Below are 1,566 nucleotides of genomic sequence, written 5' to 3'. Positions count from 1 at the left end.
TTTTAGTTTGGTTAAGTTAGAAAGGGCGCACGGTGGATGCCTTGACACTAGGAGTCGATGAAGGACGGGACTAACGCCGATATGCTTCGGGGAGCTGTAAGTAAGCTTTGATCCGAAGATTTCCGAATGGGGAAACCCACCATACGTAATGGTATGGTATCCTTATCTGAATACATAGGGTAAGGAAGACAGACCCAGGGAACTGAAACATCTAAGTACCTGGAGGAAGAGAAAGCAAATGCGATTTCCTGAGTAGCGGCGAGCGAAACGGAACATAGCCCAAACCAAGAGGCTTGCCTCTTGGGGTTGTAGGACATTCTATACGGAGTTACAAAGGAACGAGGTAGACGAAGCGACCTGGAAAGGTCCGTCGTAGAGGGTAACAACCCCGTAGTCGAAACTTCGTTCTCTCTTGAATGTATCCTGAGTACGGCGGAACACGTGAAATTCCGTCGGAATCTGGGAGGACCATCTCCCAAGGCTAAATACTCCCTAGTGATCGATAGTGAACCAGTACCGTGAGGGAAAGGTGAAAAGCACCCCGGAAGGGGAGTGAAAGAGATCCTGAAACCGTGTGCCTACAAATAGTCAGAGCCCGTTAACGGGTGATGGCGTGCCTTTTGTAGAATGAACCGGCGAGTTACGATCCCGTGCGAGGTTAAGCTGAAGAGGCGGAGCCGCAGCGAAAGCGAGTCTGAATAGGGCGTTTAGTACGTGGTCGTAGACCCGAAACCAGGTGATCTACCCATGTCCAGGGTGAAGTTCAGGTAACACTGAATGGAGGCCCGAACCCACGCACGTTGAAAAGTGCGGGGATGAGGTGTGGGTAGCGGAGAAATTCCAATCGAACCTGGAGATAGCTGGTTCTCCCCGAAATAGCTTTAGGGCTAGCCTTAAGTGTAAGAGTCTTGGAGGTAGAGCACTGATTGGACTAGGGGTCCTCATCGGATTACCGAATTCAGTCAAACTCCGAATGCCAATGACTTATCCTTAGGAGTCAGACTGCGAGTGATAAGATCCGTAGTCAAAAGGGAAACAGCCCAGACCGCCAGCTAAGGTCCCAAAGTGTGTATTAAGTGGAAAAGGATGTGGAGTTGCTTAGACAACTAGGATGTTGGCTTAGAAGCAGCCACCATTTAAAGAGTGCGTAATAGCTCACTAGTCGAGTGACTCTGCGCCGAAAATGTACCGGGGCTAAATACACCACCGAAGCTGCGGATTGATACCGAATGGTATCAGTGGTAGGGGAGCGTTCTAAGGACAGTGAAGTCAGACCGTAAGGACTGGTGGAGTGCTTAGAAGTGAGAATGCCGGTATGAGTAGCGAAAGACGGGTGAGAATCCCGTCCACCGAATGCCTAAGGTTTCCTGAGGAAGGCTCGTCCGCTCAGGGTTAGTCAGGACCTAAGCCGAGGCCGACAGGCGTAGGCGATGGACAACAGGTTGATATTCCTGTACCACCTCTTTATCGTTTGAGCAATGGAGGGACGCAGAAGGATAGAAGAAGCGTGCGATTGGTTGTGCACGTCCAAGCAGTTAGGCTGATAAGTAGGCAAATCCGCTTATC

The 1,566-nt window shown here is 50.4% G+C and carries 1 rRNA gene; it reads left to right on the top strand.

Annotated elements, in window-relative coordinates:
- Positions 1-9: 9 nt before the first annotated feature.
- A 23S ribosomal RNA gene (locus tag MR169_RS27865) occupies positions 10-1,566 on the top strand; the annotation flags it as partial.

It is taken from the genome of Bacillus cereus group sp. BfR-BA-01349, assembly GCF_022663795.1.
In the GTDB taxonomy this organism is placed as follows: domain Bacteria; phylum Bacillota; class Bacilli; order Bacillales; family Bacillaceae_G; genus Bacillus_A; species Bacillus_A cereus.
The sequence above is the reverse complement of the archived record's forward strand: the minus strand, read 5'-3'. Positions and strand labels throughout refer to the sequence as shown.